Source organism: Pseudoalteromonas sp. NZS127, from assembly GCF_015864805.1.
Classification (GTDB): domain Bacteria; phylum Pseudomonadota; class Gammaproteobacteria; order Enterobacterales; family Alteromonadaceae; genus Pseudoalteromonas; species Pseudoalteromonas nigrifaciens.
The window spans coordinates 1-2462 of record NZ_JADYWN010000041.1; the positions used below are offsets into that span (position 1 = coordinate 1).

General features: G+C 35.5%; 4 protein-coding genes. All 4 read right to left on the reverse strand.

The genetic code is table 11. From position 1 onward, the window contains the following. Nucleotides 1–138: 138 nt before the first annotated feature. Complete coding sequence (locus I6E78_RS18180; protein ID WP_197183079.1) at nucleotides 139–969, reverse strand: DUF4875 domain-containing protein; 831 nt, start codon at nucleotides 967–969, stop codon at nucleotides 139–141. 132 nt (nucleotides 970–1101) lie between these two features. After that, nucleotides 1102–1323 (reverse strand): hypothetical protein, encoded by a 222-nt coding sequence (locus I6E78_RS18185; protein WP_197183080.1) that lies wholly within the window; start codon nucleotides 1321–1323, stop codon nucleotides 1102–1104. Between the two features lie 205 nt (nucleotides 1324–1528). After that, nucleotides 1529–1861, reverse strand: a complete 333-nt coding sequence (locus I6E78_RS18190) for a hypothetical protein (protein ID WP_197183081.1) — start codon at nucleotides 1859–1861, stop codon at nucleotides 1529–1531. Between the two features lie 74 nt (nucleotides 1862–1935). Beyond that, entirely contained in the window at nucleotides 1936–2229 is a 294-nt protein-coding gene (locus I6E78_RS18195; RefSeq protein ID WP_197183082.1) for a DUF4258 domain-containing protein, read from the reverse strand. Nucleotides 2230–2462: the final 233 nt, after the last annotated feature.

Sequence of the window (2462 nt, forward strand, 5' to 3'; positions counted from 1 at the left end):
TGGCCTGAGCAACTAATAGCAATAAACGGCAACTGCACTTTAGTTGGAAAAGTTATATTTACGGGTAAGTCGCTTTAGCTTACTGAATTACAGGCACAAAAAAGCCCGCCAAGTGCGGGCTGTTTGTTTAGCTGCTATTTAATTAGATTTTATTACTTTTATTGACCCATCTAACTTAGACGTAAAATCTTTAGCTGTACCTGCAACCATTGGTAACATTACTTCTTCAATTGAAATTTTAAGATTTTTTGCTACTGAGCTACTAATCTTAGCTTCGTCCTCTAAGTCTAAATAGCCTTTACTACCTTGGAAAGATGGCTTTAGCTTTTCCCATTCTTTTAATACTTTGATTTGCAACTCGGTAACTTTGACGTCACTGGCCTTTATTTTCCATTTGTTACCGCTACAATCTTGACCGCTTGTGCCGCAGCCATCTGGGGCATAGTCTGCCATTGCAAGTATGTTCCCACTACCATAGTTAAAATCTGCAACTTCTAATAATGCATCTACAAAGTCTGCATTTGTTGTTTCTTGCAAATCAATTGTGGCCTGCTTAACTACTGCTGCTCTTTCTTCACGTGTTTTAGCTTCCGGCGCATAAACGAAAACTCCTAATCGCTTACGTCCATTAAAGCTGTACTCTCTTTTCCCAATGGTTTTATAGTTTATTGTTTTAGTAACTTCTACCTTTTCACTTTCGGTTTCGGCTTCACTACCAACCACTGCTGCAATTACAACTAAAACTAAACCCAGCACATTTGCCGATCTTTGTGAGGTGTTCGTAGGTTTTTTACCTTTTTCCTCAGCTGCATTTTTAGCGCTGGCATTTATTTTATTGAGTATTGGCGGTATAAAAAACCCGATAGCAAACACGCTGATTATTCCGGCTAGCACTTCACCTTTTTCAAAAAACATTCCTACAAAACCAATCGATAATATACCTAATATCCAACCTATTACTTTAGCCATGCCTAATCCTTATATTTTCCATAATGTTGCAAAGGGATAGATTAAGTTTTCGTTCAGGTTTTAACAAGCTGGGGATTTATACAGTCATTAAATCACAGGTAATAAAAAGCCCGCATCAAGCGGGCTATTTGGCTATAGGCCTTTTTCTATTTGTTTCTTCGCATAATATTCAAATGCTTTAACCTGCATTTCTTTCCACGAATCATAGTCTGTATTTTGATTTATGTAACTATCCCATTCATCATCTGGCATTGCTTCAAAATCTTCTGCGGTTTCGACAGTGAAAGGGCTACTACTTAATAGTTCATCAAAGCTTTTATATTTAGAGTGCTTAGAAACGAAATTGTCACTCATCAGTTCATATAGCCCTATAGATTTTTTATTACCTAACTCTTCTAAATTTTTTGATAGCTTTTTTAATCCACTGAAATCACTTTTTATTGGCATTATTAATAGTCTCTTTAAATTTAAGTAAAACTTAGTTTAGTTGGAAAGGTGGTTTAAGCAAATTTTACCCACAAAAAAGCCCGCTAGTTAGCAGGCTTAATACTCAAACTTGTTAACCACAGGCTTTTTCAAGGTGAGGGTGTGGTTCATCCTCAGAACACATAACTTGCTGAAAAGCCTGCTCACGTAAGAGCTGCTTTTTCTCAGAGTCTGCGAATCTCTTAAGTACTTGTCGAATTAATGGCTGATAACCAATCCCGTTCAATTGACCGATCATTTTTAAGTCTTCAATCAATGTTTTTTGCAGACGAATTGAAATCATTTGCAGTGCCAGAGATTCATTAATGATCTCTTCACTTATTTCTACTGTTTCAACATGCGCCTCATCGCAACCTAATTCACGATTGTCCCATGCTTCTATTGTACTTTCTATTTTATCTACCATGATTTATACCTCTTGTCAGAGTAATCCATTTACATTCTTTAACTTAAGTTCTACAAAAAATACCTTTTTCTTTATTAAGAATATTTTTTATAAATACGAACTTCCTCTCCATTAGCTTCATAAGCAGTTTTAATAACAAACTCTTTGTTATCACTGCAATAAATAAATACTACTTTGAGTCTTCTGCCAGCGTCAGTAGTTCCAATAAACCATAATGATGGTGGGTTAGTTTGATGCTCTTCTCTACTATCCTTTAAGAACTTACCATTAGCTATTCTTGATGAAAAACATTCAATAACCTCATCCTCAGTTACAGAGTGCTTTGTTGCTAACTTTTGCCTAACCGCTGTTGAAATACTAATACCCATAAAAGTCCTTTTTTTATTGTAGTACTGAATTATACACTTGTGTATATACAATAGCAATACAACAAAAATAAATCGAGTTTAGGATGAGTTATTGGGGTTAATAAGCAACGTGATCTAATTTATACAAATAAATAGAACAAGTAGTTAGTCCCCCTCAATATATTGAGTCCCCCTATGGGCACCCTTACACTGCTAAAATCCTTTAAACACATACTTATCAGTCCAATCCAACA